Origin of the sequence: Blastomonas sp. AAP25, from assembly GCF_001295965.1 — a bacterium.
In the GTDB taxonomy this organism is placed as follows: Bacteria; Pseudomonadota; Alphaproteobacteria; order Sphingomonadales; family Sphingomonadaceae; genus Blastomonas; species Blastomonas fulva.
Genome location: NZ_LJHP01000008.1, coordinates 173,581 through 199,379, shown reverse-complemented (window position 1 = coordinate 199,379; position 25,799 = coordinate 173,581). Strand labels below are relative to the sequence as shown.

The window sequence follows — 25,799 nt, the reverse complement described above, 5'->3', positions numbered from 1 at the left end:
GCAAAAGCCCGTTTCGGTTCGCAACCGGACTTCGTGCCGGTCAGAGGCGCAGGCTCAGGTCGCCGAGCGCGCGATCCAGTCGTCCACCCGGCGCTCCAGGATCGACAGCGGCTGCGATCCCGACGCGATCAGCAGATCGTGAAATCCCTTGATGTCGAACTTCTTGCCCAGCTTGCTTTCGGCGCGCTGGCGCAGCTCGACGATCTTGAGCATCCCCATCTTGTAGCCGGTCGCCTGGCCCGGCAGCGTGATGTAGCGGCGGATTTCCGAACGCGAGCGTTCTATCGGCTGGCGACCGGTGGTGTTCATGTACGCAACCGCCTCGTCCTCGGTCCAGCCCATCGCATGGATGCCGGTGTCGACCACCAGCCGCGCCGCGCGGAACAGCTCTGCATCCAGCCGCAGGAAATCGGCGGCGATATCGGGGAAGGCGTTCATTTCCTTGCACAAGGCCTCGGCATAGAGCGCCCAGCCTTCGCCGAACGCGACATAGCCGGTGACCGCGCGGAACTTGGGCCCGCTGGTCTGCCGCACCTGGATGTCGCCCTGCATGTTGTGCCCGGGAACCGCCTCATGGCACATCAGCGTGTACATCGCCGCCGGATCGGGCACGGTTCCCACCAGATGGACATAGGTCTTGGCCGGGCGCGATCCGTCGGGGCTGGGGGCAGAGGCGTGCGCTGCGCCGCCTGCGACTTCGGAGAATGCCGGCTCGCGCACCACCTCGATGCCGTATTTGGGCAGCGAGTTGAAATAGGGATCGAGCAGCGAGCGGGTGTGCGCGACAAAGGCATTGGCGGTGGTCAGATATTCGGTCCGCGCCGCATCGTCATAGGGCCGCGGCGGGTTGAGCCGGGCGCGCTCGGCATAATAGGCGCTGCGGTCCTTGAAGCCTGCCTGCTTTGCCAGCGCATCCTGCTCGGCCTCGATCCGCGCGACTTCCGAACGGCCAATGGAGTGGATCTGTTCGGCGGTGTAATCGCTGGTGGTGTTGAGCTTGAGCTCATTGGCATAATAAGCCGCGCCTTCGGGCAGGGTGATCGCACCGACCTTGCCGCTGGGCGCGTTGGGCAGGCTGGCCCTGGCCCAGGCGACGACCCGGTCATAGGCCGGCTTCAGCGCGACGATCGCCGCGCGCGCTTCGGCCAGCATGGCATCGGCCTCGGCGCGAGGGAGCTTGCCGGCCTTGACCAGTGCCTCGGTCTTGGCCTTGACGTCCGCCCACAGCGCAGCATCGGGACCATCGCCGAACGGCGCGCCGCTGGTCAGCTTTTCGCTGCCGGTGATGATGGTCTCGATCTGGAACTTCGGCGCGCGGATCCCCGCCGCCTCGCTCGCCTTGGTGCGCGCGATCGCGACATCAAGCACCGCGGGGATGCCGCGCAGCCTGGCGATGTAGTTCTTGAGGTCGGTCGCATCGGCAACCGTGTGCGTGTTGATCAGGAAATCGGGCAGCTGGCTGTGCGCCGAATAGAGCCGCGAATAGAAGGGCGGGCGGTACACCCGGTTGGCCTGCTGCATTTCGGCACGCTCGGCCTCAAGCGCCCAGATGTCGTAGTTGACCTGCGCCTCGGGCGAGAGCTTCGCGCGGTCGAACTGCGCCTTCATCCGGGCGACCGAAGCCTTGCGCCAGGCAAGCTGCGCCTCGGCAGCTTCATCGCCGATGTCGTTCCACTGGTCGCCGCCGTCCTTGCGGCCAAGGCGCGTGGCGAGCTGCGGCTGCTGCTTGATCGCTTCTTCGAACTCGGCATCCAGAAACGTGGTCAGCGCGGGATCCTGATTGGCCTCGGCGGGCTGCGCGGCGATCGCCGGTGCAAGCGCGATCGTGCTGGGTGCGGCAAGCGCGATGGCGAGCGCGGATACGGCAAAGCGAATGGTGTGGTGCATGATGGTCCCCGTGGTTAGGCGGCGACCATAAGAGCCTGATCACAAAGGGGGCAAGCGCAGAATGGACGGCATGAGACAGCCCGAGCGACGTGGGTTGCACCCACATACCTGTGCCTCAGGTTCGCCGTCATTTGACAGACGCGCGCCAGAGGTTCTGTGGAGGGCAAATATCCGCTTTCCTACAGCCCTGATCGTGCACCATCGTGTCACCATGCGTAGAATCGACCAGACCGAACTCGAGGCCATGCTATATCAGGCGCTCAAGGCAGCACCGCCCACAACAAAAACCGCCATGCGGTCCAAGCTGGCGATGGAAAGTGACCGCGCGCATGAAGCGATGGCCAAGCATATCGCGGCCAGGCTCGCGGGCGGGTCAACGGCTGTCGTGGTCGCGGATCCGGTCGACAATGGGTATTTCGATAAACGGCCCGGCGTGTGGGGCAAGGATGAACCAGGGCCGGATTAGCGGTTGTCCGCGCTTAACCATGCCGGTGCAGGGCGCCCAGACGCTTTAGCGTGAGCCCGATGATAAACCAGCGCCGCTATGGCGGTCGCGTTCAAGCCGGCAATCAGGGCGAATGCAGTTGCTGCGGTCATGTATCTTGGCCCGTAGTTAGTTGCTTGCAAGCCTTACGGCAGCCGCGCAACTTCGTTCCGACCAATGGGCAAGTGTTACCTACCGGGTTACCTACAGAGGCGGCTGCAGGATCGCTTGACCGCCACCGTCTCATAAACCATTGAGTTAATTGCTATAATGGTGAGCCCTGCTGGGTTCGAACCAGCGACCTACTGATTAAAAGTCAGTTGCTCTACCGACTGAGCTAAGGGCCCGTAAGGGGTGGCGCAGCGGTGTGGCGCCATCGGATGTCGACCGGTGTGTCCCGGTGCGGCGTCTCCCCTAGTCGGGGAGACTTGGCGGGTCAAGCCCGCGTGAGCCGCTGCAGAAGCTGGGCGATGCTGCGCCCGGTGACGGGGTCGCGCAGCTGCGGGGCGATCATCGCGGCGGGTTGCAGCACGAAGCGCCGCTCGCGAAAGGCGATGTGCGGGACGATCAGCTCGGGCCGGCGCGAATGCCAGGTGCCGCCCGACCACCAGATGATGTCGAGATCGAGCGTGCGCGCCGACCAGCGCTGGCCGCGCCGCCTGCCGAAGCGCGCCTCCAGCGCCTTTAGCAGCGCCAGCAGTTCGTCGGGGGCAAGCTGCGTGCAGATCAGCGCCGCGCTGTTGGCATACATGCGCTGCGAAGGGCCGATCGGGCGCGTACGGATCGCGGGCGCGAGCACGAGAATATCGACATCCTCGGCCGCAAGCGCCTCCATCGCGGCCTCCAGCACCCGCTCGGGCGGACCGATGCGATGGTGCCGCCGGTTCGATCCCAGCGCGATCAGATACTGGGCAAGGCTTGCCTGACGCATGGTCTGCGCCTAGCGCTTGGGCGTGATCAGCGTAAGCCCCATTCCGCACACCGAGCCGCCGCGCGACTGTCCTTTATGCCCAAGGCTGGTGGCGCTGCGCCATGCCTGCCAGGCCGAGCATCCCGACTGGTGGAACGCGCCCGTCGCCGCCTTTGGCGATGCCGATGCGTGGCTGGGGATCATCGGGCTGGCGCCGGGCAAGCACGGGGCGAACCGCACCGGACGGCCGTTTACCGGCGATTATGCGGGCGATCTGCTGTTCGCGACTCTGGCGAAGTTCGGCTTGAGCAACGATCGCTACGAGAGCGATCTCGGCGATGGCCTCGCGCTCAGCGGCGTGGTGATCATCAATTCGGTCAAGTGCCTGCCGCCGCAGAACAAGCCGACTCCGCAGGAGATCAACACCTGCCGCCGTTTCCTCACCGCCCAGATCGCCGCGCTGCCGCGCTTGCGCGTGTTCGTCGCGCTGGGGCGGATCGCGCACGACAGCTTCCTGCGCCACTGGGGCCACCGCCTCGCCGATCATCCTTTCGGCCACGGCGCGGTCCACGATCTGGGCGAGGGCAGGGTGCTGATCGACAGCTATCACTGCAGCCGGTACAACACGAACACTGGACGGCTGACGGCCGCGATGTTCGAGGATGTCTTCGCGCGCGCCTGCAAGCTGCGGGACGAGCGCTTGGCGTGATCGGCTCTGCGTCCCGGATCAAGTCCGGGATGACGAGAGTTGCATCCGTTTCCGGTCAAATACATCCGTCACCCCGGACCTGATCCGGGGCCCGGGGTGTTCCGGTCTTCAAACGTCCTGCGCCAGCCGTCCGTAAAGCTCCGGCCTGCGGTCGCGGAAGAAGCCCATGCCGGCGCGGTGCATCCGTGCCTGGTCGAGGTCGAGCGTCGCGACCAGCACGCCGGTTTCCTCCGCGCCATATTCCAGCACCTTGTCGCCCCATTCGTTGGTGATGAAGCTGTGGCCGTAAAAGGTCTGGTCGCCCTCGATCCCGATGCGGTTGCTGGCGATCACCGGCATGCAGTTGGAGACCGCATGTCCCTGCATCGCGCGCTGCCACATCCGGCTGGTGTCGAGCGTGCTGTCATAAGGCTCGGAGCCGATCGCGGTCGGATAGAACAGCAGTTCCGCCCCCATCAGCGCCATCGCGCGCGCGCATTCGGGGTACCACTGGTCCCAGCAGATGCCGACGCCGATGCGGGTGCCGCACACGTCCCACACCTTGAACCCGGTGTTGCCGGGGCGGAAATAATATTTCTCCTCATAGCCCGGACCGTCCGGGATGTGGCTCTTGCGGTACACCCCCATGATCTCGCCATCGGGATCGATCATCGCCAGCGAGTTGTAGTGATGCGGTCCGTCGCGCTCGAAGAAGCTGGTGGGGATCGCGACCTTGAGTTGGCGGGCGAGCTTCGCCATCGCGCGCACGCTGGGGTGCTCATTCGTGGGACGCGCGCTGGCGAACAGCGCCTCGTCCTCAGTCCGGCAGAAATAAGGTCCCTCGAACAGCTCGGGGGGCAGGATGATCTCTGCCCCCTTGTCGGCTGCATGGGCGACCAGATCCGTCACCGCCTCGATATTGTCGGCTTCGCTTGCGCCCAGCGGCAACTGCAGGGCGGCGACGGTGATCTCGGTCATAGTCTTGAGCTTACTTCTTCTTGAACAACAAAGTCATGCGGTCGGATTCGCCGATCGCGGCGTACTTGTCCTTGTCCACGTCCTTGAGCGCATAATTGGGCGGAAGCGTCCAGACACCCTGCGCGTGGTTGGCCGGGTCCTTGGGGTTGGCGTTGATCTCGCTCTTGCCCGCCAGCACGAAGCCGTGCTTTTCGAACATCGCGATCACATCGGCTTCCTTGAGATAGCCCTTGGAACCATCGACATAGGCCGCAGGCGCATCTGCCTTGGCGCGGTGCTGTTCGATGCCGACCATGCCGCCGGGGGCGAGCATGCCGTGGATCGCGTCAAGTTCGCTGCCCAGGATGCCCGAGCGCTGCAGGTTGTGCAGCATGCGGAAGATCAGCACGCGGTCGACCTTGCCCTGCATCTCGGCAGGGACTGCGTTGGTGACGAAGGCGTGGATCTTGTCCGCGCTGACCCCGGTCGCCTTCGCGGCGCGCGCGGGATAATTGGCGGGGAAGGCGTTCATCTGCGCCTTGCGTTCCTCGTTCAGCGACGGGCTGCTCGGCGAGACGCCCAACGCGACATACTTGCCGCTGGTGGCGGTGAGCGGCGCTAGGATCTTGCTGTACCAGCCAGCATCGGCGGCATATTCGGCGACCACCATGTTCGGTTTCACCTGGAAGAATTCGAGCGTTTCCTTGGGGTGGCGATACTGGTCGCGTGCCTTGTCGGTGCCGCGCAGATCGGCGGCAACCGCAGCGTCGATCGCGGATGCAGAGCTTGCATCGGCAGCTTCGGCGGCGAAGGCAGGCTGGGCGACTCCGATCAGCGGCAGGGCGGTGCCCGCGATCAGGGCAGGGATGATCAAATGGCGCATGGGGGCAATCCTCTTCAAAGGTTCTGGGGAATATAGGCAGTAACCTGACAGGCGCTATACCCGGCAGCGACAGGCCGATCAATCGATCTGGGCGTCAGACGGGCAGCGGCATCTGCTGGCTGGCGCAGTGGAAGCTGCCCCCGCCGGCGAGCACTGCATCGGCGCGCAGCCCGATCGTCCTGCGCCCGGGGAAGCAGGCGGCGATCGCCTCCACTGCGGGCTGGTCGGACGCGGTGCCGTAGGTCGGCACGATGACCGCATGGCTGGTGATCGCGAAGTTCATATGGCTCGCGGGCTGTACCTTGAGCTGCCCTTCGGCATCCACCCGCTCGACCAGCCCGGGCGAGGGGATGGGGACGACCGTCACCCCGAACGCCTCGGCGCGCGCCCTGGCATTCGCGTAGATTGCGGCATTCGGGTCGTCGTGCCCGGCCGCAACCGGCAGCGCCAGCGTGCCGGGCGCCACGAACCGCGCCAGATTGTCGACATGGCCATCGGTGTGATCGTTAAGCAGGCCGTCGCCCAGCCACAACAGCCGCTCGATCCCCAGATCACGGTGCAGCCGCGCCTCGATATCGCTGCGCGACAGATGCGGGTTGCGGTTGGGGTTGAGCAGGCACTGTTCGGTGGTGACGCCCAATCCGGTGCCATCGACGTCGATAGCGCCGCCCTCGAGCACCCAGTCGGCCCGCACCGAGGCCAGTCCGGCCTCTTCACTGAGCGCGCCGCCGATCTCGGTATCGCCCTCCATTACATATTTGCCGCCCCAGCCGTTGAAGCCGAACAGCTGCGCCCGCAGCGCGCCGCCGGGCCCTGTAACCACCAGTGGCCCGGTATCGCGCAGCCAGATGTCGCCATAATGGTGGATGCGGATATCCACCCCATCGCCCGACAGTTCGCGGGCAATGGCCGCGCTGGCCTCGTCGCGGCAGACCAGGCGCGCCGGCTGGCCGCTATCGGCCACCGCGCGCGCAAACGCCGCGATCTCGGCTTGCGCTGCAGCAAGAAAGCCCTGCCACTCATCGGCGAGATGCGGAAAGCCGATCCACAACCAGGCTTGCGGCGACCATTCGGCGGGCATGCGATACGTCAACGGTCTGTCCTTACTTCGCGGCGGCGCGGCTGGCGTCGCGGGTGGCGCGGAATTCGTCGCCTTCCACCCAGTTGGGCCAGCTGGTCGACATCGCCAGCGATCGGCCGATGCGGTAATAGAGCGACAGGTCGGCTATCACGCCAGACCAGTTCCAGTCGGGGTTATATTCGTCCTTGGGGCCGTGATAGCGGTTGACGGTATAGTCCTTGGCCGCGGCTGCGCCTGCCGCAGTGCCACCCTCGATCAGGTCCTCGCCGCCATCGATATACAGCATCGGCACGCCCTGCTTGGCGAGGCTGAAATGGTCAGAGCGGTAATAATAGCCGTTCTGGGGGCTGCTGTCCGGAGACGCGACGCGGTCGGCGGATGTCAGCGCCGCGTCGAGATACGCCTCGAGCTCGGACTTGCCCTTGCCCACCACGGTCACGTTGCGCGACGGACCCGCCATCAGGAACGCATCCATGTTGATGCCGCCTGCGGTCTTTGCCAGCGGATAGATGGGGTTCTGCCCGTAATAGGCAGAGCCCAGCAGGCCGGATTCCTCAGCCGTCACAGCCAGAAACACCACGCTGCGATCGGGCGCGCCAGCCTTTGCGAAGGTTTCGGCGAGCGCCACCAAGGCTGCGGTGCCGGTGGCGTTGTCGACCGCGCCGTTGCGGATGTCGTCGCCATCGGACGCGGGCTTGCAGCGGCCCAGATGGTCCCAGTGCGCGGTGTAGAGGACATATTCGTCGGGCCGCTTGGCGCCGGGCAGAATGCCGATGATGTTGTTCGACATCGTCGTGTCGATGGCGTTGGCGAACGACACCGATGCCTTGACGCCCAGCGGCACCGCCTTGAAGCCCTTCTTCTTGGCAGCCGCGCTCAGCGTGGCGAGATCCTGCCCGGCGCTGGCGAGCAGGGTTTCGGCGGCGGATTTCTGGATCCAGCCGTTCGCCTGGGTCTGGCTTGCGCCCTTGTCCTTGGTCTGGGCGAAGAACTGAGGGCCGGTCCAGCTCGATTCGACCACGCCCCAGCCATAAGCGGCGGGAACGGTATCGTGCACGATCAGCGCGGCAGCGGCACCCTGACGCGCGGCTTCCTCGTATTTGTAGGTCCAGCGGCCGTAATAGGTCATCGCCTTTCCGCCGAAGTCGCCAGTGAGGTCCGCGCTGTCATAATCGGGGTCGTTGACCAGGATCACCACGGTCTTGCCCTTGACGTTGACCCCGGCATAGTCGTTCCAGCCCTTTTCGGGCGCGTTGATGCCATAGCCGACGAACACGACATCGCTTCCCGCGATGGTGATGCTGTCCGCCTCGCGATAGGTGCCCAGCACCATGTCGGTGCCATATGCCAAGCTCAAGGGGGTCTTGCCGCCAGTGATGGTCAGCGGGCTGACCTTGCCTGCCTCGATGCTGACCAGTGGCACGGGCTGCAGCCAGCTGTCTCCATTGCCGGGCTTCAGCCCCGCCTTGGCAAAACGCTCGGTCAGCAGCGCGATGGTCTTCTGTTCACCGACGCTACCGGGCGCCCGGCCTTCAAATTCATCCGATGCCAGCATCCGCGTCACGTCCTGCATCGTAGCTTGCGACACCGGCTGGGGGGCGACATCCGGGATATCGAGAGGCGCTGTCTGCTGCGCGCCAGCCTGCGCAGCGGACATCACGAAGAACGGCAGGGGAGCGAATTTGAGCAGCGTTTTGATCATGATACGGGCGCTTTTCGACCAGAGGACACAGGGCCGGACGGCAGGTCCGGTGGCCGCGTCTGTTTGCCAGCTTGGCCTGCCGCAGGCAAGCGCGGCGGGACGAACCGATTCGCGCCATGCTTGTGATATGCAACGAAATTCCCTATCGGACGTATCAAAGTTAACATGCGTCAATGTGGCGCGGGTCGATCGGCTTGCTCACCACCCCGTAAAACCCATGCGTGAAGGCCAGGCCAGATACTGATGTCGGCGGAAACCCCCGCAGATACCCCGCCGGAAATCGGCGGTGCTCCGCTTGACGACGGAGCATTCAAGGCGGAGCTGGCTGCGCTGATTCCTCATCTGCGTGCCTATGGCCGGTCGCTGAGCGGCAATCGCGATGTCGCAGACGACCTGGTGCAGGACACCATGCTGAAAGCCTGGGCCGCGCGCGAGCGCTTTGCCGCGGGCACCAACATGCGCGCCTGGACCTTCATCATCCTGCGCAATTCTTTCCTGTCGCAGCGGCGTCGCGCGCGGTTCACCACCGAGTGGGACGACGTAGTTGCCGACCGGATCCTCTCGATGCCTGCAGGCCAGGGTGACCAGCTGCATCTTGCCGATGTCCAGCGCGCGCTGATGCAGCTTCCCGAAAGCCAGCGCGAGGCGCTGATCCTGGTGGGGGCGGGCGGCTTTTCCTATGAAGAAGCGGCCGAGATCTGCGGCGTGGCGTTGGGGACGATCAAGAGCCGGGTCGCGCGCGGTCGCGCTGCCCTCGGCGCGCTGATCGACGATGTGGTGACCAACGAAAGCCGCGGCGAACGCACAGCGGACCCTATGGCGGCGATCATGGCCGATGTCGACCGGGTGAGCGGCGGGCTGCCAGGCCGGGGCGGCGACGACGCATAACGGCGCAAGGTGGGGCGGATCGCTGCGTGCGCGCCTCATCGCTCATTGCACAGACACGGGCAGGCGGTTAGCACCCGTCGCATGACGATGCCCGATGCATATTCCGACGCCATAAGCCGCGCCTGCACGCATTCACCGTTTCTGGCGCTGGCGATCGAGCGTCATCCCGAACCGCTCGCGGTGCTGCGCGATCAGGGCGTGGATGCAGCGATTGCGGACATCATGGCAGCCTATGCCGATGCACCGGTGAGCGAGGCGCTCCGCCGCCGCAAGAATGCGTTGGCGATGGTGCTGGCGGTGGCCGATCTGGCAGGCGTCATCGGGGTCGACAAGGTGACGCACTGCCTGTCCGATTTTGCCGATGCCGCTCTCGATTGCGCGCTTGGCGATGTTTTTGCCAGGCGCACCCCGGGCGAGCCGGTGCGCGGCTTTGCGGTGATCGCGCTGGGCAAGCATGGCGGGCAGGAGCTCAACTACTCGTCGGATATCGACCCGATCTTCATCTATGATCCCGAGACGCTTCCGGTGCGCGCGCGCGAGGATGCCGCCGATGCCGCACAGCGAATCGCGCGGCAGCTGATCGATCTGATGAGCGCGCGCGACGGGCATGGCTATGTCTTCCGCATGGATCTGCGGCTGCGCCCCGCCGCCGAGGTGACGCCATTGGCGATCCCGGTCGATGCCGCGCTTTCGCATTATGAATCGCAGGCGCTGACCTGGGAACAGGCGGCATTCATCCGCTCGCGCGCTGCGGCAGGCGACCGCGTGCTCGGGCCCTATTTCATGGAGGCGCTGCGCCCGTTCATCTGGCGGCGATCGCTCGATTTCGGGACGATCGACGAGATCGCCGCGCTCACCCGGCAGATCCGCGACCATTACAGCAAGGGCCAGCTGCTCGGCCCCGGCTTCGATCTCAAGCGCGGTCGCGGCGGTATTCGCGAGGTCGAGTTCTTCACCCAGGCGCACCAGCTGATTCATGGCGGGCGCAACCCTGCACTGCGCGCGCGATCGACGCTGGATGCGCTGGCGGCGCTGGCCGGGCAGGGGATCGTGCCCGAGGACGAGGCCATGATGCTGTCGGCGCATTATCGCACCCTGCGCACCTTCGAGCACCGGTTGCAGATGGTCGACGACCAGCAGACCCACAGCCTGCCGCAGGATCCGGCGGCGCTCGACAATGTCGCACGGCTGCACGGGCTTGCCGATGGTGCGGCGATGATTAACGCGCTGGAGGGCGTTACGGGAGAGGTGGCTGGGGTCTATGACGGGCTGATCGCCTCGCAGCGATCGAGCAGTGACGATGCCGCGATCACGCTGAGCAACGATCCCGAATTGCTTGCCGATGCGCTTGCCGCAGCCGGGCTCGAGGCGCCCGAGGCGCTGGCCGCGCGGGTGCAGGGCTGGCGCGGCGGCGCGGTGCGCGCGCTGCGCAGCGCGGCAGGGCGCAAGGCGTTCGAGGCGGTGCTGCCCGCCTTGCTCGCGGCCTTTGCCGATGCGCCCGATCAGCCTGCCGCGCTCAACCGGTTCGACGATCTGCTGCGCCAGCTGCCCAGCACGGTCAACGTCTTCCGCCTGCTGCAGGCGCGGCCCGCATTGATGCAGACGATGGTCGATATCCTCAGCCATGCGCCGCCGCTTGCCGAATCGCTGGCGCGGCGCGGCGATCTGCTCGACGGGCTGATCGATGCCAGCGCCTATGATCTGGTCGGTTGTGTCGAGGATATCGTCCAGCGGCTGTCGCGCGAGGAACCGGGCGACGATTACCAGCAGCGGCTCGATGCGGTGCGGGTGCGCGTGGGCGAGATGCGTTTTGCGCTGGGCGTGCAGCTGATCGAGGGGCGGCATGATCCGGTCGCCATCGCCGGGGGCTATGCGCGGGTGGCGGAGGCTGCGATCATCCGGCTGGCCAATTGCGCGGTCGATGAATTCACCCAGGTGCACGGCACGATCGCCGGCAGCGAGCCGGTGATTCTGGCGCTGGGCCGGCTGGGCGGCGGCGCGCTGACCCACGCATCGGACCTCGACCTCATCTTCCTGTTCAGCGGCGAGATCGGCGCGGAATCCGATGGCCGGCGGCCGCTGGGGAGCACGCAATACTACAATCGCCTTGCCCAGCGTATCATCGCCGCGCTGAGCGTCCCCACCGCCGCGGGGGCTTTGTACGAGGTCGACACCCGGCTGCGTCCCAACGGCGCGCAGGGGCTGCTTGCGGTGTCGTTCGCCAGCTTTGCCGAATATCAGCGCGATCAGGCCTGGACATGGGAGCACATGGCCCTGTGCCGCGCGCGCGTCGTCTTTGGCTCGCCCGAGGCGCGGGCGCGGCTGGAGGGGATCATCGGCGATGTGCTGCATCACCCGCGCGACGCGGGCGAGATCGCCGCAGCCGCGCTCAAGATGCGCACCGATATCGCCAGCCACAAGCGCCCGCTCGGGCCGCTGGACGTGAAATTGCTGCCCGGCGGGCTGGTCGATATCGAATTCATCGTCCACACGCTCCAGTTGCAGCACCGTACCGCCTTCCACCCCGATCTGCGCGAGGCGCTGGCAGCACTGACCGCAGCGGGGCTGGTCGATGCGTCGCTGGGTGCCGCGCATGATCTGATGACGCGGCTGCTGGTGACCTTGCGGCTGGTGGCGCCCGATTGCGCCGAGCCGCCGCCCGCCAGCCAGGTGCTGATCGCGCGTGCCTGTGGCTGCCAGACATGGGATGGGCTGATGGCTGACGTCGAAATCGCGCGCGCGGGTGTTCAACAGGCCTGGCAGAAATTATTTGCAACCGGCTGACCCGCATCAGCCGCACCAGTGAAAGGAACGACGATGACCGATATTGGAGACACCATCCCCGACATGGCGCTCACCCGGCCCGATGGCAGCGAGGTGCGGGCCAGCGATTTCGCCGGAAAACCCTGGGTGCTGTATTTCTATCCCAAGGACGACACCACCGGGTGCACCAAGGAAGCGCAGGAATTCAGTGCGCAGCTGCCCGCGTTCGAAGCCGCCGGCGTCTCGGTGCTGGGCGTGTCGAAGGATCCGCCCAAGAAGCACCTCAAGTTCATCGAAAAATACGGCCTCACCGTCCCGCTCGCCAGTGATGCGGAGACGGATGGCCTTGCCGAGGCGATGGGCGTGTGGATCGAGAAATCGATGTACGGCAAGAAATACATGGGAATGGACCGCTCGACCTTCCTCATCGGCACGGATGGCAAGGTGGCGAAGGTGTGGCGCAAGGTGAAGGTCGCCGGGCATGTCGACGAGGTGCTCGCCGCAGCGACCGCGCTCTGATCATCCCCAGCAAGCACGAATCATGCGGCTCGCCCGGCAAGGGCGAGCTGTTTTCGTCGGCGAAAAGCGCATCGGATGACGTTTTCTTGCAATACGCACGAGGGCTATGGGCGTAGACGACCCGTGCTGATTCACCAATCACCGGTCGGCTTGCACCAGCCAATATGCCGAAAATCAGCCCTTTTTGCCTGCGATTAAACGACTCAACGTGCCAACCAGACGCTTCAACGCGCGATTGGCCGAGACGGGTTGCGGCGCACAAACTTTTGCCCCTACTCATTGTTCAACGAAATCGGAGGGAAGGGGTTCCAACGATTTTTGGTTTTTCTACCCCGGTCTCATTTGAGGCTGCGGGAAAGAAGGGCAGGCGCCAGGGCTCAACGGCCAGACGCACTGCCCGATAAAAAGGTGCTGAGTATTCATGGTCGCAACCAGAATTATCGCAACGGTTCTTACCACCACCACAGCCGGTCTGCTGTGCGCTGCGTCACCCGCAATGGCTGAAAATGGTTCCGCCGACGTTGCATCGAATATTGCCTCTGCCGCTGCAGATAACGGCACCGGCGCTCAGGACACCGAATTCCGCGCTCTCTTCGCTGACTGGAAGTCGCTCGAAAATCGCGACACCGGCCGCATCGCCATCCCGTCGCGCAAGCCCGTCGACAGCTTCAAGCTCACCAGCCAGTACGGCTTCCGCGCCGATCCGTTCGCCGGCCGCCGCGCCCGCCACAAGGGCGTCGACATGGCAGGCCCCATCGGCACCCCGATCTACGCCACCGCTGACGGCATCGTCGGTCGCGCACAGTGGGTCGGTGGCTATGGCCAGTATGTCGAACTCAACCATGGCGGCGAAATCCAGACCCGCTACGGCCACCTCTCGCAGATCCTGGTGCAGCCCAACCAGCGCGTCACCAAGGGCCAGGTCATCGGCCTGATGGGCTCGACCGGCCGCTCGACCGGCAGCCACCTGCATTATGAAGTGCGCATCGCCGGCAACTCGGTGAACCCGATGCCCTTCATCTCCTCGCGCGATTACCTTCTCGCCATCCGTGATGGCAGCCGCGTCGCCCAGGGCGGTCCCGCCGAATAAGTGCGCGGCCCCGCCGAACAAGCGCGCGGCTGGGCGCCAAGCCAGCTATCAGAATTTCGATAAAGGCGCCGGATTTCCGGCGCTTTTTTCGTTTGAGAGGTCCGCCAGGCGCAGTTTGGCGTTGCTTTAATCGTACGATTAAACGATGCTCCGTCCAACAACAGGAATCGCCCCGGGCGGCTTATGCTGCCCTGTGGAGGAAATCCTTGCACAGGAGGGAATGTCGCAATGCATCCATCGGTCCATGCCCGGACGGAGGGCGCCAAGCCCGCGATCATCATGGCCGGATCGGGCCGCCAGATCAGCTATGACCAGCTGGATCGCCGTTCCAACCAGATCGCGCACTATCTGCGCGGCCAGGGGCTGGCCATTGGCGACACCGTGGCGCTGTGTCTGGAGAACCGCGCCGAATATTTCGATGTCGTTTGGGGTGCGCAGCGCTCGGGGCTGATTTTCGTGGCGATATCCAACCGCCTTACCGCCGACGAAATCGCCTATATTGTGCAGGACAGCGGTGCAAAGCTGCTGGTGACGTCGGACACTCTGGCTGCGCAGCTGCCTGCCATCCGGCAGCAATGCCCCGATGTGCCGGTGGTCAGTCTGGACGATGCAGGCTTCGTGGCGGTGCTCGATGGCCTGCCTGACACCCCCATCGCCGATCAGCGCGCGGGCGCCGACATGCTCTATTCGTCGGGCACCACCGGGCGCCCCAAGGGGGTCAGACTGCCGTTGCCCGAGGATGGCGACATCGCCGCGAGCAATTCGCTGGTCGCACTGGCGCAGGGCGCATTCGGCTTTGGCGCGGACAGCATCTATCTCTCGCCCGCGCCGCTGTATCACGCCGCGCCGCTGCGCTGGTGCATGACGGTGCACAAATTGGGCGGCACCGTGATCGTGATGGAAAAGTTCGATCCGGAAGCCGCGCTCGCCTTGATCGAACGCTACAAGGTCAATGTCAGTCAATGGGTGCCGACGCATTTCACCCGTATGCTAAAGCTGCCCGAGGACATCCGCACCCGATACGATGTCTCGAGCCTCAGGTCCGCAATCCACGCCGCAGCGCCGTGCCCGGTGCCGGTCAAGCAGGCGATGATCGACTGGTGGGGGCCGGTGCTCAAGGAATATTATGCCGGGACCGAGGGCAATGGCTTCACCTTCATCTCGAGCGAAGACTGGCTGACGCACCAGGGCTCGGTCGGCCGCGCGCTGATGGGTATCGTGCGGATCTGCGACGAGGAGGGCAACGAGGTTCCCGCGCGCACCGAGGGCACGGTGTATTTCGAGGGCGGCGGCACGTTCGTCTATCACAATGATTCGGCCAAGACCCGCGAGGCGACGCATCCGCAAGGCTGGACAACCTTGGGCGATGTCGGCTGGGTCGACGAGGATGGCTTTCTCTACCTCACCGACCGCAAGAGTTTCATGATCATCTCGGGCGGGGTCAACATCTATCCGCAGGAGATCGAGAACCTGCTGGTCAGCCATCCGCGCGTGGCGGATGCTGCGGTGATCGGCGCGCCGTGCCCCGATATGGGCGAGCGTGTGGTCGCCATCGTGCAGCCGCTCGATCTGGCCGAAGCCGGCGATGCGCTCGCCGAGGAGCTCAGCGGCTATCTGCGCAAGTCGTTGTCGGGGGTAAAGATGCCGCGCCAGATCGATTTCCGCGACGAACTGCCCCGCCACGCGACCGGCAAGCTCTACAAACGGCTGCTGCGCGACGAATATTGGGCCAAGGCCAAGGCCGACAGCGCGCTGGCGGAGGGTTGATCGCATGGCGACGATCGCCCCCGCCACGCTGCCTTCCGAGATCGCATCGGCGATCGTCAACCCGGTTGCCTATGGCCAGTGGGACGATCTGAAGACCAAGTTCCGCTGGGCGCGCGACAACATGCCCGTGGGGCTGGTGCAGGCGGAAGGCTATATGCCGTTCTGGGCGATCACCCGGCATGAAGACATCATGACGGTGAGCAAGGACAATGCGCGGTTTCTCAACGCGCCCAAGTCGGTAGTGCTGGGCCCGGTGGCGGTGCAGATGCTCACCCACATGATCACCGGCGGAAGCCCGCATCTGGTGCGATCGCTGGTGACCATGGATGCGCCCGAGCACATGGATTACCGCAAGCTCACCCAGAGCTGGTTCATGCCCAAGAACCTTGGCGGCATCGAGGCGCGGATTCGCGAGATCGCGCGTGCCTCGATCGACGCGATGGTGGCGACCGGCGGCGCGTGCGATTTCGTCCACCAGGTCTCGGCGCTGTATCCGCTGCATGTCGTCATGCAGATCCTCGGCGTGCCGCACGAGGACGAGCCGCTGATGCTCAAGCTCACGCAGGAGATGTTCGGCGGCGAGGACCCCGATCTCAACCGGGCGCGCTCGGTCGACCTGACACCGGAGCAGGTGATGCAGTTCGTGGTCGATGCGGTGCGCGATTTCGAAGGCTATTTCATGAAGCTGGCGGCGGACCGCCGCGCAAGTCCGCGCGACGATGTCGCCAGCGTCATCGCCAATGCGACGATCGATGGCGAGCCGATCAGCGACCGCAATGCCGCAGGCTATTACATCATCGTCGCTGCCGCCGGACACGACACCACCTCGGCCTCGACCGCAGGCGCGATGTGGGCGCTGGCCAACGATCCCGAGCAGTTCGCCCGGATCAAGGCCGACCGCAGCCTGCTGCCCGGGCTGATCGAGGAAGCGATCCGCTGGACGACGCCGGTGCAGCATTTCATGCGCACCGCAGCGGAGGATTGCGAGATCGGCGGACAGGCCATCGCCAAGGATGACTGGCTGATGCTGTGCTATGTCTCAGGCAACCACGACGAGCGCGTGTTCGATGATCCCGACCGGTTCGATGCTGCGCGCGGGCCCAACCGGCATGTCGCGTTCGGCGCAGGGGTGCACCAGTGTCTGGGGCTGCATCTGGCGCGGATGGAAATGCGGATATTGTTCGAGGAACTGCTCGACCGGGTCGAATCGGTGGAGCTTGCGGGCACCCCGCAGCGCGCCTCCAGCACCTTTGTCGGCGGGCCCAAGACGCTTCCGATCCGCTTTGTTGCAAGCTGAGCGCTCAGGTGCATCGGCGGACGAATAGATAGTGGCTTGCGGCCGGGTGGCGATGTAACCTCGCGGCCAAAGCCCATATGAAAACACTTCACAGGAAAGGAACATCTCATGGTTCAGCAATATAGCGTGCTCATCGACGGCAAGCTCGAAAAGCCCGGCAAGTGGATAGACGTGGTCAACCCCGCCAACGAGCAGGTGATCGGCCAGGTGCCCGATTGCGGCCAGGCAGAGCTGGACCGTGCGGTCGCCGCGGCGCGTGCCGCGTTCAAGACCTGGTCCAAGACCCCGATCGAGGATCGCCGTGCGGTGATCATGAAGATTTCCGCCGCGATCAAGGAAAATGCCGACGAGCTGATGCGTCTGCTGACCAGCGAACAGGGCAAGCCGCACGCGCAGGCCACCGGCGAGATCTATGGCGCCGCAGCGATGTCCGCAGCCCAGTCGACGCTGAGCCTGGAAGACGAGATCAATGAGGACAGCGAGACCCGGTTGTCGCGCACCCGGCGCGTTCCGGTGGGCGTGGTCGGCGGCATTGTGCCGTGGAACTTCCCGGTGATGATGGCGGTCCAGAAGATTGTCCCTGCGCTGCTGTCGGGCTGCACGATCGTGCTCAAGCCTTCGCCGTTCACCCCTCTGGCGACGCTCCGTATCATGGAACTGGTCGCCGACAAAGTGCCCGCAGGCGTGCTCAACGTCATCACCGGCGGCGATGATCTGGGCCCGATGATCACCTCGCACCCCGATATCGACAAGGTCACCTTCACCGGATCGACCGCGACCGGCAAGCGGGTGATGGAATCGGCTTCGAAGGACTTGAAGCGCATCACGCTCGAGCTCGGCGGCAACGACGCGTCGATCGTGCTGCCCGATGCCGACGTCAAGAAGGTGGCCGAGCAATTGTTCTGGTCGAGCTTCACCAACGCCGGCCAGATCTGCGTTGCGGCCAAGCGCATCTACATCCACGAGGATATCTATGACGAGCTGTCCGCCGCGATCGCCGAATACGCCCGCCATGTGAAGGTCGGCGATGGCGCCGAGCAGGGCACGGCGGTCGGACCGATCCAGAACAAGAAGCAGTATGAGCGCGTGCTCGAGCTGATCCAGGATGCCAAGGACAATGGCTACAAGTTCCTGGTCGGCGGCGATCACGATCCCTCGGTGCCCGGCTATTACGTGCCGATCACCATCCTCGACAACCCGCCCGAAAATGCCCGGATCGTTGCCGAGGAGCAGTTCGGCCCGGTGATGCCGCTGATGAAGTTCGCCACTGTCGACGAAGCGATCGCGCGCGCCAATGCCTCGGATTACGGCCTGGCTGGCGCTGTCTGGACCAGCAATCCCGAAGAGGGCGTGCGCGTTGCCGAGCAGCTCGAAACCGGCACCGTGTGGGTCAACGAGTTCCTCCACCTGTCGCCCTTCGCGCCTTTCGCCGGGCACAAGCAGTCGGGCTTCGGCGCAGAATATGGCAAGGAAGGCCTGCTCGAGTTCACCTATCCGCAGGTGATCACCGTAAAGCGCGAGAAAGCAGTGGCGTAATAGAAACCCTCTCCCCGGGCGCGTTCCGGGGAGAGGCTCTGCTGCAGATTTTGGGCGATCGATGCGCCCTCGCCTTCGCGGGGGTGATGAAGATGGGCCGCGATTGACCTTATCGTTGACGCCAGGCGCAACGCTGTTTAATCGAACGGTTAAATCCACGACGGACTCGGGCCCAAGGGTGGCCCGGTCCCCTGGTTCCAAGGAGAGAAATTCATGGCTCATGCATATATTGTCGATGCGGTGCGCACCGCAGGTGGTCGTCGCGGCGGACGGCTTGCGGGCATCCACCCGGTCGATCTGGGCGCAGCGGTGTTCGATGCCATCGGCAGCCGCAACGATTTCGACCTCAAGGCGATCGACGACGTCATCACCGGCTGCGTCGGCCAGGGCGGCGAGCAGACGATGGATCTGGGCCGCAACGCGGTGCTGGCATCCAAGCTGCCCGACAGCATCCCTGCCGTCACCATCGATCGCCAGTGCGGTTCGTCGCAGCAGGCGATGCAGTTCGCCGCGCAGGCGGTGATGAGCGGTACGCAGGACATCGTGCTCGCCAGCGGCATCGAAAGCATGACCCGCGTGCCGATGGGCTCGACCGCAGTGCTCTACATGAAGGCGGGCATGGGCAACTACAAGTCGGCAAGGCTGGAAGAGGCCTTCCCCGGCGTGATGTTCAGCCAGTTCGATGGCGCCGAAATGATCGTCAAGAAGCACGGCCAGACCAAGGAGCAGATCGACGCCTTTTCGCTCGAGAGCCACCGCCGCGCGGCTGCCGCCACCCAGGCGGGTGCATTCGACAACGAGATCGTTCCGCTCGAGATCGAGACTCCCGAGGGCAAGGAATGGCATAAGGTCGATGAGGGCATCCGCTTCGATGCGACGCTCGAAGGCATCGCCGGAGTCAAGCGGATCTCCGAAACCGGGCTGCTGTCCGCCGCCAATGCCAGCCAGATCTGCGATGGCGCCTCGGCGGTGCTGATCGTGTCCGAACAGGCGCTCAAAGACCATGGTCTGACTCCGCGCGCGCGTATCCACCACGTATCGGTGACCGCGGGTGATCCGGTGATCATGCTCGAAGAACCGCTGTTCGCCACCGAGCGCGCGCTCAACCGGGCGGGGATGAAGATCGACGACATCGATCTGTACGAAGTCAACGAAGCGTTTGCGCCGGTGCCGCTGGCGTGGTTGTCGTACCTCGGCGCGAGCCATGACCGGCTCAACGTCAACGGCGGCGCGATTGCGCTGGGCCATCCTCTCGGCGCATCGGGCACCAAGCTGATGGCGACCTTGCTCAACGCGCTGGAAACGCGCGGCGGCAAATACGGCCTGCAGACGATGTGCGAAGGCGGTGGCCAGGCCAATGTCATGATCATCGAACGGCTGAGCTGAGCCCTGATTGACCCTCCCCGGAACGGAGAGGGGGACCGCAGAGCGGTGGAGGGGAAACGTCCAGGCGCGGTCGCGAATGTCGGCATGAGCCCGTTGCCCCTCCGTCAGTCCTGCGGACTGCCACCTCCCCGGTCAGGGGAGGACTGAAGATTGATTACATTTCCAGGAGACACTTCATGATTCTCGATTCCACCATTTCCGCGGTCGTCACCGGCGGCGCATCGGGCCTTGGCGCTGCCACGGCCCGCGCGCTTGCCGCCAAGGGCGTCAAGGTCGCCATTTTCGATCTGCAGGAAGAAAAGGGCACCGCGCTCGCCAACGAGATCGGCGGCGTGTTCTGCGAAGTGAACGTGACCGACGATGCCAGCGTCGACGCAGGCTTCGCCAAGGCGCGCGCTGCCATCGGCCAGGAGCGTATCCTGGTCAATTGCGCAGGCACCGGCAACGCGATCAAGACCGCCAGCCGCTCGCGCGACGACGGCAGCATCAAGCACTTCCCGCTCGATGCGTTCAACTGGATCATCCAGATCAACCTCGTCGGCACGTTCCGCTGCATCGCCAAGTCGGCCGCGGGCATGATGACGCTCGACCCGCTGCCCGATGGCGATCGCGGTGCGATCGTCAACACCGCATCGGTGGCGGCAGAAGACGGCCAGATCGGCCAGGCGGCCTATTCGGCATCCAAGGGCGGCGTTGTCGGCATGACGCTGCCGATCGCGCGCGACCTTTCCGGCGAGGGCATCCGCGTCAACACCATCCTGCCTGGCATCTTCAACACCCCGCTGCTTGCCGCCGCGCCGCAGCCGGTCAAGGATGCGCTGGGCGCATCGGTGCCGTTCCCCAAGCGTCTGGGCAATCCGGAAGAATATGCGCAGCTGGCGATGACGATGATCGAATGCGGTTATTTCAACGGTGAAGATGTGCGTCTCGATGGCGGCATCCGCATGGCGCCGCGCTGACACCTCAACAATCCCGCCCGGTTCACGCCGGGCGGGGTGTCTTTTCGGGAAGGGCGATCGCAATGGATTACACCACCATCCGCTATTCGGTTGATGACGGCATTGCGACCATCACGCTGAACCGTCCCGAAAAGATGAACGCCTTTACCGGCACGATGATGCTCGAGATGATCGACGCGTTGGACCGGATCGACGCCGATGACGACGTCCGCGCGGTGATCGTGACCGGCGAGGGCAGGGCATTCTGCGCCGGAGCGGACCTGACTCCCGACAGCGGCGGCGGACCGTTCTCCAGCGACGAAGCGGTCACCGACCTGTCTGACGAGCGCGTGCGCGACAGCGGCGGCAGGCTGACATTGCGAATGTTCCAGTGCACCAAGCCCATTATCGGTGCGATCAACGGCGCGGCGGTGGGTATTGGTGCGACGATGCAATTGCCGATGGACATGCGGCTTGCTTCCAGCAGCGCGCGGTTCGGTTTCGTCTTCGCGCGGCGCGGGATCGTCCCCGAGGCTGCGTCCTCGTGGTTCCTGCCCAGGCTGGTCGGGCAACAACAAGCGCTCGAATGGTGCATGACCGGCCGGGTGTTCGATGCCCAGGAAGCGCTGGCAGGCGGACTGGTGCGATCGGTGCATGCCCCCGAGGACCTGATCCCCGCAGCGACCGCTCTGGCGCGCGAGATTGCCGACAACACCGCGCCGGTCTCGGTGGCGCTGACGCGCGAGATGCTCTGGCGGCTGCCTTCCGCGCCGCACCCGATGTATGCGCACCGCATCGACAGCCGGGCGATCTACACCCGGTCGCGATCGGGCGACGCGGCAGAAGGCATTGCAAGCTTCCTCGAGAAGCGCGCCGCGACTTATCCAGACCGGGTTGCATCCGACATGCCGGGTTTCTATCCATGGTGGGATGAACCCGATTATGAATGACGCGCCACAGGCTCCCGATGGCGAACGCAACGCCCGTGATCAGCTGATCGAAGCGGCCAGCCAAATCATGCGCGATGGCGACACGGTTGACCTGTCGCTGAGCGAACTGTCGCTGCGCTCGGGGCTCAACAGCGCGCTCGTCAAATATTATTTTGGCAACAAGCAGGGCCTGATGCTGGCGCTGCTGGAACGCGACATGCGCAACATCGTCAACAGCCTGGGTGCGCTGGTGGCCAAGGATTTTGCGCCCGACGAAAAGCTGCGCGTCCATATCCGTGCGGTGATCGGCACCTATTTCCGCTTCCCCTATCTCAACCGGCTGCTGATGCGGCTGGTGCGCGATGCCTCGCCCGATGTTTCGCGCAAGATCGCGGACGATTACCTGCTTCCCATCTCGGCCGCCTATGCGCGGCTGATTGATGAGGGCGTGCAGAAGGGGGTGTTCCGCCCGATCGATCCGCAGTTGTTCTATTTCACCGTCACCGGCGCTGCCGACCGGTTCTTCTCGGCGCGGCTGGTGCTGCAGCATTGCTATGGCCAGAGCGAGATGACCGAGCAGATGCGCGACGACTATGCCGATCACACGCTCGACATCATCATGCCGGGTCTGCTGCGCGCTGACGCGGGCTGAAAGACACCGGTATCAGCTGAACATCGGATGAACTGTTGGTTACATAAGTTCGTTTTACGGTAATAAACTTACAATCACCGGAAACATTCCGTAGACGGGGAGGATGAACACATCCGCCCCCCTTTCGAATTCAGATCACGCGTCGCCCTTTGCCACGGAGACCCCGCGTCCCGCGACGGTGAGCCTGAGCGAGCAGCAGGCGTTCGAGGCGGCCACCGCGCGGCTGCGCGCCGCTTTGCAGGTCGCCGCCGACAGCCAGGGCTTCGAGGAAGTGGCGGATGCGCGGCTGAAACTGCGTGCGCTGGCAGTAAAGCTGCGCGATGCCGGCTTTTGGCGGTCCGACAAGCACGGATTGCGCAGCACGGTATCATTGCTGTGGGAGGCCGACCGTTTCGTCAACGAGCAAGCGCTGCTGCGCCCGGAGGGCGATCCCGCCCGGAACTGAATCGCTATAGCGGAATCTTCATGCCTGCCGGGTCGCAACCGGGAGCAGGCGGGAAGAGGCGGGTCGGTCGCGGCTTTGAGGCAAGTTACGTACCGGCCCGCCATTCAATACATCAATGTTACCGTTTAATGACACTTGTCGTGCCATAATGTAACAGGCCGAATCGACTGTTACGCAAGTGCTCGCGCCGTTTTACTTGGCCTTGGTCCAGACCTGGGTCTGACAAAACACCGAAACGCACCCTTCGACATTCAGTTTCCCGCCGCCTGCTGCCGAAACGACGGACCGATAGGTCTTGCCGGTGTTGGGATCATAGATCTTGCCGTGCCATTTGTCGCCGTTGGCCACAAAATCGCTGAGGATGGGGAGCCCTACCAGCTTGCGCTTCTGCAGCGCGGGATTGGGGTTCTTGACGTCCGTGGTCACTCCGCTCTTGGGAGGCTCCAGCAGCCGGGTGATCTTGCCGCACAAAGTTGCGCCGCAGGGCGCAATGGTGACGAGCGCACGCTTGTCCACCGTATGCCACCGGCCGGTGATGGACTCTGCGGCAAAAGCAGGGGCCGCCAGGGCCAGCGTGCCGGCAGCCAGAATTGCGACAGAAGCGAAAACGCGCATATTGTTCTCCACCTGGAATAGGATTAGCCTTCCACCCTCGGCCCGCATCAGACGGGCACCAGAACGGCATCGCCGGTTCCGGTGATAACGCGGGGAAGGAAAAGCATGAAGCGGAAATTTGCAGCAGCAATCGCGCTGATGGCGTGTGTCGCATCGACGCCGCTGGTCGCAAGGGACATCGCCGTCGCGGCGGGACCGGGCGCGCAGGAGCGGCTGCAGGAGGCGCTGATCGTCGCGCAGCCGGGCGATGTCGTGAAGCTGGGCGAAGGCCGGTTTGCGCTGACCGATGGGTTGTCGCTCGATATCGCGGGCGTCACCGTCAAGGGCGCGGGGCCGGACAAGTCGGTGCTCAGCTTCGCCGGCCAGTTGGCGGCGGGCGAGGGCCTGCTGGTGACGTCGGACAATGTCGTGCTGCGCGATTTCGCGGTGGAAGACAGCAAGGGCGATGCGATCAAGTCCAAGGGCGCGGACAATATCGTCTATCACAACATCCGGGTCGAATGGACCGGCGGGCCGAAGGAAACCAACGGCGCTTATGGCATCTATCCGGTGGAATCGGAAAACGTGCTCGTTGACTCGGTGCTGGTCATCGGCGCGTCGGATGCGGGCATCTATGTCGGCCAGTCGCGCAACATCGTGGTGCGCAACTCCATCGCGCGCTTCAACGTGGCGGGGATCGAGATCGAAAACTGTTTCAACGCCGACGTCCATGACAACGTCGCCACCAAGAACACCGGCGGCATCCTGGTGTTCGATCTGCCCAACCTGCCCCAGCAGGGCGGGCACAATGTTCGCGTGTTCGACAATATCGTCGCCGAAAACGACACCCCCAATTTCGCGCCCAAGGGCAATATCGTCGCCAGCGTGCCCAGCGGCACCGGGATCATGGTGATGGCCAATCGCGACATCGAAATCTTCGATAACGTCTTCGACGGCAATGGCTCGTCCAACATCATGGTCATCGGCTATCGCCAGAAGTACGACGACGCGAAATACCAGCCCAGCGTGCGCAATGTGCGGATCAGCGACAATGCGCATGGCAAGACCGGCTTTGCGCCGCAATTTGCAGGGGGCGAAATGCTAGCCGCGGCCTTCGGCGGCAGCGTCCCTCCGATCATCTGGGATGGCGTCGGCGGGGCGGAGGCCAGCATCGTCTCCAGCGACGACGTTCCGGTGCTCAACCTGGGGCTCACCCGGTCCGACCAACCGATCGAGACCGCGCAGCCCGCGCTCGCCAAGCTCACCGGCGATGCTGCGCCCCGGCTGCCCAGAATCGTGATGCCCGAGGCGATGGAGGCCGCGATCAAGTGAAGCTGCGGCGCATTGCCCTGGCCCTCGCCTGCGCAGGTCCGCTGGCGAGCGCCGCGCCGGTACCCGGCAGCATCTCCGATAGCGCCATACAGGATGCGGGCTATCCGCGCACGCTGTCCGAATTCGGCTTCTTCACCGGGCAGGGGGTGACCGTGCCCTCGGACCAGCTGATCGGTTACAGCCTGCGCACGCCGCTGTTCTCCGACTATGCCGAAAAGCAGCGGTTCATCTACGTCCCCGCTTCGGCGCGGATCAGCGCAGATGCCAATGGCGCGCTCGATTTTCCCGTCGGCAGCGCGCTGATCAAGACCTTCGGTTATGGCGAGGGGGCCGCGTTCCGCCCGATCGAGACCCGGGTGCTGCTGCGCCGGGCATCGGGCTGGGAGGCGCTACCCTATGTCTGGAAGCCGGATATGTCCGATGCAGAGCTCAAGCTGGCAGGCACGCGTCTGACGGTCACGGTGCCCCGGGCATCGGGGAAAGCGCAGCCGATCAGCTATGCCGTGCCCAACAAGAACCAGTGCAAGGAATGCCATGCGCGCAGCGGCGCTGTGGTGCCGATCGGGCCAGTGGCCGCGAACATGGCGCTGACCGGAAAGGCGGCCGCGTCGCTGCGCAGCCGGACCGACTGGAAGGGACCGCCGTCGCTGGGCAATGCGCCGGTGTGGAACAATGCCGGCACCGGGTCGCTCGATGCCCGCGCGCGCGCCTATCTCGCGATCAACTGCGCGCATTGTCACAATCCGCAAGGGTCCGCGAGCAACTCCGGACTCTTCCTCAATGCAGGCGCAGCGGGCGATCCGGTGGCAACCGGTCTTTACAAGCGCCCGGTTGCCGCAGGCCGCGGCAGCGGCGGGCACGACTTTGCGATTGCGCCCGGAGATCCCGATCGCTCGATCATGGTCCACCGGATGAGCTCGACCGAGCCCGGTATCGCAATGCCCGAGGTCGGGCGATCGCTGGTGCATGACGAGGGGGTCGCGCTGATCCGTGAATGGATTTCGTCGCTCCCCGCGAAATAGGGTTTGCACCCTTGCGGGCGTGGTTTAGTCGATCGCGCAGATACAGCAG

General features: G+C 64.7%; 23 protein-coding genes and 1 tRNA gene. 16 read left to right on the top strand and 8 right to left on the bottom strand.

Annotation, left to right across the window (positions count from 1 at the left end; all coding sequences use genetic code 11):
• Positions 1 to 54: 54 nt before the first annotated feature.
• The gene (locus tag IP68_RS09195) at positions 55 to 1,887 is read right to left on the bottom strand and encodes a DUF885 family protein (RefSeq protein WP_054134666.1); all 1,833 of its coding nucleotides are present in this window, start codon (positions 1,885 to 1,887) and stop codon (positions 55 to 57) included.
• A 211-nt stretch (positions 1,888 to 2,098) separates the two neighbouring features.
• On the opposite strand from IP68_RS09195, the gene IP68_RS09190 reads away from it, so the two are divergent.
• Positions 2,099 to 2,353 carry a hypothetical protein gene (locus tag IP68_RS09190; protein ID WP_054134665.1) on the top strand — a complete coding sequence of 85 codons (255 nt, stop codon included), beginning with the start codon at positions 2,099 to 2,101 and terminating at the stop codon, positions 2,351 to 2,353.
• 289 nt (positions 2,354 to 2,642) lie between these two features.
• On the opposite strand, the gene IP68_RS09185 is transcribed toward IP68_RS09190, so the two are convergent.
• Positions 2,643 to 2,718: transfer RNA gene (locus tag IP68_RS09185), tRNA-Lys, on the bottom strand.
• A gap of 89 nt (positions 2,719 to 2,807) precedes the next feature.
• The gene (gene folK, locus IP68_RS09180; protein ID WP_054134664.1) at positions 2,808 to 3,302 is read right to left on the bottom strand and encodes a 2-amino-4-hydroxy-6-hydroxymethyldihydropteridine diphosphokinase; all 495 of its coding nucleotides are present in this window, start codon (positions 3,300 to 3,302) and stop codon (positions 2,808 to 2,810) included.
• A gap of 22 nt (positions 3,303 to 3,324) precedes the next feature.
• Here folK and IP68_RS09175 point away from each other — a divergent pair, with 22 nt between their 5' ends.
• Positions 3,325 to 3,990 carry a uracil-DNA glycosylase gene (locus tag IP68_RS09175; RefSeq protein WP_054134803.1) on the top strand — a complete coding sequence of 222 codons (666 nt, stop codon included), beginning with the start codon at positions 3,325 to 3,327 and terminating at the stop codon, positions 3,988 to 3,990.
• A 108-nt stretch (positions 3,991 to 4,098) separates the two neighbouring features.
• Here the strand turns inward: IP68_RS09175 and aguB are convergent, their stop codons facing one another.
• The 4 genes from aguB to IP68_RS09155 all read right to left on the bottom strand — a co-directional run bounded on the left by aguB (position 4,099) and on the right by IP68_RS09155 (position 8,592).
• Positions 4,099 to 4,947, bottom strand: coding sequence for an N-carbamoylputrescine amidase (aguB, locus tag IP68_RS09170; RefSeq protein WP_054134663.1), 849 nt, complete (start codon positions 4,945 to 4,947; stop codon positions 4,099 to 4,101).
• Positions 4,948 to 4,957: 10 nt separating this feature from the next.
• On the bottom strand, positions 4,958 to 5,809 hold the full coding sequence (locus tag IP68_RS09165; RefSeq protein ID WP_054134662.1) for a class I SAM-dependent methyltransferase: 852 nt from the start codon (positions 5,807 to 5,809) through the stop codon (positions 4,958 to 4,960).
• Positions 5,810 to 5,903: 94 nt separating this feature from the next.
• Positions 5,904 to 6,890 carry an agmatine deiminase family protein gene (locus IP68_RS09160; protein ID WP_054134661.1) on the bottom strand — a complete coding sequence of 329 codons (987 nt, stop codon included), beginning with the start codon at positions 6,888 to 6,890 and terminating at the stop codon, positions 5,904 to 5,906.
• A 22-nt stretch (positions 6,891 to 6,912) separates the two neighbouring features.
• Positions 6,913 to 8,592 carry a M28 family metallopeptidase gene (locus IP68_RS09155; RefSeq protein WP_054134660.1) on the bottom strand — a complete coding sequence of 560 codons (1,680 nt, stop codon included), beginning with the start codon at positions 8,590 to 8,592 and terminating at the stop codon, positions 6,913 to 6,915.
• A gap of 243 nt (positions 8,593 to 8,835) precedes the next feature.
• On the opposite strand from IP68_RS09155, the gene IP68_RS09150 reads away from it, so the two are divergent.
• From IP68_RS09150 to IP68_RS09095, 12 genes are all read left to right on the top strand, one after another.
• Positions 8,836 to 9,480 carry a sigma-70 family RNA polymerase sigma factor gene (locus IP68_RS09150; RefSeq protein ID WP_054134659.1) on the top strand — a complete coding sequence of 215 codons (645 nt, stop codon included), beginning with the start codon at positions 8,836 to 8,838 and terminating at the stop codon, positions 9,478 to 9,480.
• Between the two features lie 87 nt (positions 9,481 to 9,567).
• Positions 9,568 to 12,264, top strand: a complete 2,697-nt coding sequence (locus IP68_RS09145) for a bifunctional [glutamine synthetase] adenylyltransferase/[glutamine synthetase]-adenylyl-L-tyrosine phosphorylase (RefSeq protein ID WP_369814848.1) — start codon at positions 9,568 to 9,570, stop codon at positions 12,262 to 12,264.
• Positions 12,265 to 12,297: 33 nt separating this feature from the next.
• Positions 12,298 to 12,762, top strand: a complete 465-nt coding sequence (locus tag IP68_RS09140) for a peroxiredoxin (protein WP_054134657.1) — start codon at positions 12,298 to 12,300, stop codon at positions 12,760 to 12,762.
• Between the two features lie 496 nt (positions 12,763 to 13,258).
• Positions 13,259 to 13,852 carry a M23 family metallopeptidase gene (locus IP68_RS09135; protein ID WP_369814842.1) on the top strand — a complete coding sequence of 198 codons (594 nt, stop codon included), beginning with the start codon at positions 13,259 to 13,261 and terminating at the stop codon, positions 13,850 to 13,852.
• A 228-nt stretch (positions 13,853 to 14,080) separates the two neighbouring features.
• On the top strand, positions 14,081 to 15,619 hold the full coding sequence (locus IP68_RS09130; RefSeq protein WP_054134655.1) for an acyl-CoA synthetase: 1,539 nt from the start codon (positions 14,081 to 14,083) through the stop codon (positions 15,617 to 15,619).
• 4 nt (positions 15,620 to 15,623) lie between these two features.
• Positions 15,624 to 16,916, top strand: coding sequence for a cytochrome P450 (locus tag IP68_RS09125; RefSeq protein WP_054134654.1), 1,293 nt, complete (start codon positions 15,624 to 15,626; stop codon positions 16,914 to 16,916).
• A 108-nt stretch (positions 16,917 to 17,024) separates the two neighbouring features.
• Positions 17,025 to 18,452, top strand: coding sequence for an aldehyde dehydrogenase family protein (locus tag IP68_RS09120; RefSeq protein WP_054134653.1), 1,428 nt, complete (start codon positions 17,025 to 17,027; stop codon positions 18,450 to 18,452).
• Between the two features lie 213 nt (positions 18,453 to 18,665).
• Entirely contained in the window at positions 18,666 to 19,838 is a 1,173-nt protein-coding gene (locus tag IP68_RS09115) for an acetyl-CoA C-acetyltransferase (RefSeq protein WP_054134652.1), read from the top strand.
• A gap of 176 nt (positions 19,839 to 20,014) precedes the next feature.
• Entirely contained in the window at positions 20,015 to 20,797 is a 783-nt protein-coding gene (locus IP68_RS09110) for an SDR family NAD(P)-dependent oxidoreductase (RefSeq protein WP_054134651.1), read from the top strand.
• Positions 20,798 to 20,859: 62 nt separating this feature from the next.
• Positions 20,860 to 21,726, top strand: coding sequence for a crotonase/enoyl-CoA hydratase family protein (locus IP68_RS09105; RefSeq protein WP_054134650.1), 867 nt, complete (start codon positions 20,860 to 20,862; stop codon positions 21,724 to 21,726).
• Entirely contained in the window at positions 21,719 to 22,357 is a 639-nt protein-coding gene (locus IP68_RS09100) for a TetR family transcriptional regulator (RefSeq protein WP_150126378.1), read from the top strand. The genes IP68_RS09105 and IP68_RS09100 overlap by 8 nt, the downstream gene beginning before the upstream one ends.
• Positions 22,358 to 22,460: 103 nt before the next feature.
• Positions 22,461 to 22,802: a hypothetical protein gene (locus IP68_RS09095; RefSeq protein ID WP_054134648.1), complete on the top strand. Its 342-nt coding sequence runs from the start codon at positions 22,461 to 22,463 to the stop codon at positions 22,800 to 22,802.
• A 192-nt stretch (positions 22,803 to 22,994) separates the two neighbouring features.
• Here IP68_RS09095 and IP68_RS09090 read toward each other — a convergent pair whose 3' ends face one another.
• On the bottom strand, positions 22,995 to 23,465 hold the full coding sequence (locus IP68_RS09090; protein ID WP_335617685.1) for a DUF2147 domain-containing protein: 471 nt from the start codon (positions 23,463 to 23,465) through the stop codon (positions 22,995 to 22,997).
• Between the two features lie 57 nt (positions 23,466 to 23,522).
• Between IP68_RS09090 and IP68_RS09085 the strand changes: the two genes are divergently transcribed.
• Positions 23,523 to 24,728, top strand: coding sequence for a parallel beta-helix domain-containing protein (locus IP68_RS09085; protein ID WP_054134646.1), 1,206 nt, complete (start codon positions 23,523 to 23,525; stop codon positions 24,726 to 24,728).
• Positions 24,725 to 25,750: an SO2930 family diheme c-type cytochrome gene (locus tag IP68_RS09080; protein ID WP_231683859.1), complete on the top strand. Its 1,026-nt coding sequence runs from the start codon at positions 24,725 to 24,727 to the stop codon at positions 25,748 to 25,750. The genes IP68_RS09085 and IP68_RS09080 overlap by 4 nt, the downstream gene beginning before the upstream one ends.
• Positions 25,751 to 25,799 lie beyond the last annotated feature (49 nt).

Bases quoted from the DNA above. Each gene is read 5' to 3' on its own strand.
- IP68_RS09160 (WP_054134661.1), bottom strand. From the start codon at position 6,890: ATGCCCGCCGAATGGTCGCCGCAAGCCTGGTTGTGGATCGGCTTTCCG.
- IP68_RS09100 (WP_150126378.1), top strand. From the start codon at position 21,719: ATGAATGACGCGCCACAGGCTCCCGATGGCGAACGCAACGCCCGTGAT.
- IP68_RS09085 (WP_054134646.1), top strand. From the start codon at position 23,523: ATGAAGCGGAAATTTGCAGCAGCAATCGCGCTGATGGCGTGTGTCGCA.
- IP68_RS09115 (WP_054134652.1), top strand. From the start codon at position 18,666: ATGGCTCATGCATATATTGTCGATGCGGTGCGCACCGCAGGTGGTCGT.
- folK (WP_054134664.1), bottom strand. From the start codon at position 3,302: ATGCGTCAGGCAAGCCTTGCCCAGTATCTGATCGCGCTGGGATCGAAC.
- IP68_RS09090 (WP_335617685.1), bottom strand. From the start codon at position 23,465: ATGCGGGCCGAGGGTGGAAGGCTAATCCTATTCCAGGTGGAGAACAAT.
- IP68_RS09165 (WP_054134662.1), bottom strand. From the start codon at position 5,809: ATGCGCCATTTGATCATCCCTGCCCTGATCGCGGGCACCGCCCTGCCG.
- aguB (WP_054134663.1), bottom strand. From the start codon at position 4,947: ATGACCGAGATCACCGTCGCCGCCCTGCAGTTGCCGCTGGGCGCAAGC.
- IP68_RS09190 (WP_054134665.1), top strand. From the start codon at position 2,099: ATGCGTAGAATCGACCAGACCGAACTCGAGGCCATGCTATATCAGGCG.
- IP68_RS09110 (WP_054134651.1), top strand. From the start codon at position 20,015: ATGATTCTCGATTCCACCATTTCCGCGGTCGTCACCGGCGGCGCATCG.
- IP68_RS09130 (WP_054134655.1), top strand. From the start codon at position 14,081: ATGCATCCATCGGTCCATGCCCGGACGGAGGGCGCCAAGCCCGCGATC.
- IP68_RS09105 (WP_054134650.1), top strand. From the start codon at position 20,860: ATGGATTACACCACCATCCGCTATTCGGTTGATGACGGCATTGCGACC.
- IP68_RS09125 (WP_054134654.1), top strand. From the start codon at position 15,624: ATGGCGACGATCGCCCCCGCCACGCTGCCTTCCGAGATCGCATCGGCG.
- IP68_RS09120 (WP_054134653.1), top strand. From the start codon at position 17,025: ATGGTTCAGCAATATAGCGTGCTCATCGACGGCAAGCTCGAAAAGCCC.
- IP68_RS09095 (WP_054134648.1), top strand. From the start codon at position 22,461: ATGAACACATCCGCCCCCCTTTCGAATTCAGATCACGCGTCGCCCTTT.
- IP68_RS09155 (WP_054134660.1), bottom strand. From the start codon at position 8,592: ATGATCAAAACGCTGCTCAAATTCGCTCCCCTGCCGTTCTTCGTGATG.
- IP68_RS09145 (WP_369814848.1), top strand. From the start codon at position 9,568: ATGCCCGATGCATATTCCGACGCCATAAGCCGCGCCTGCACGCATTCA.
- IP68_RS09140 (WP_054134657.1), top strand. From the start codon at position 12,298: ATGACCGATATTGGAGACACCATCCCCGACATGGCGCTCACCCGGCCC.
- IP68_RS09150 (WP_054134659.1), top strand. From the start codon at position 8,836: ATGTCGGCGGAAACCCCCGCAGATACCCCGCCGGAAATCGGCGGTGCT.
- IP68_RS09135 (WP_369814842.1), top strand. From the start codon at position 13,259: ATGGCTGAAAATGGTTCCGCCGACGTTGCATCGAATATTGCCTCTGCC.
- IP68_RS09195 (WP_054134666.1), bottom strand. From the start codon at position 1,887: ATGCACCACACCATTCGCTTTGCCGTATCCGCGCTCGCCATCGCGCTT.